This window comes from Flavobacterium chungangensis (assembly GCF_042654045.1).
Classification (GTDB): domain Bacteria; phylum Bacteroidota; class Bacteroidia; order Flavobacteriales; family Flavobacteriaceae; genus Flavobacterium; species Flavobacterium chungangensis.
The window spans coordinates 1-564 of sequence record NZ_JBHSFY010000044.1; the positions used below are offsets into that span (position 1 = coordinate 1).

Consider the following 564-nt stretch of genomic DNA (forward strand, 5'->3'; position numbering starts at 1 on the left):
CTCCGCAAATCCTGGTGGCGCTCAATCCGCTCTATGCCATCGAATTCGGATTCCGGCACACCATGCAGGCGTTCGTCGTGTTCGGGTCGGTGTTTCTGGCGCTGACCGGCGCGGAGGCGCTTTATGCCGACATGGGCCACTTCGGCGCGCGCCCCATCCGGTATGCGTGGTTCTACATCGCGATGCCGTGCCTGCTGCTGAATTACTTCGGCCAGGGCGCCATGCTGCTGCGCGAGCCGACGACGACGCCGGTGGCCGAGCGGCCGCGCGAGGTGCGCGAGCTCAAGGGCGAGGTCGTCTTCGACGACGTCCGCTTCCGGTACGGCGGCGAGAAGGGCGAGGCGCTGGCCGGGATACGGCTGACGATCCCCGCCGGGCAGACGCGCTGGACGTTCACCCAGGCGAGCACCGGGTACCCGTACAAGGTGTCCGTCCGCGCACGGAACAAGGCCGGCCAGGGCGCCGCCGGGACCACGACCGCGTCGACGTTCGGGCTGCCGACGGCGCCGACCTCCCTCACGGCGACGTCGCTCGCGGGGCCTACCGACGTGTCGGTGGTCGGGT

Annotated in this window: 1 protein-coding gene; it reads left to right on the plus strand. The window is 69.9% G+C overall.

The window, feature by feature from the left end; translation table 11 throughout:
* The coding region (locus ACFO3N_RS24975; protein ID WP_379801525.1) for a KUP/HAK/KT family potassium transporter at positions 1-564 on the plus strand (564 nt) is incomplete at both ends.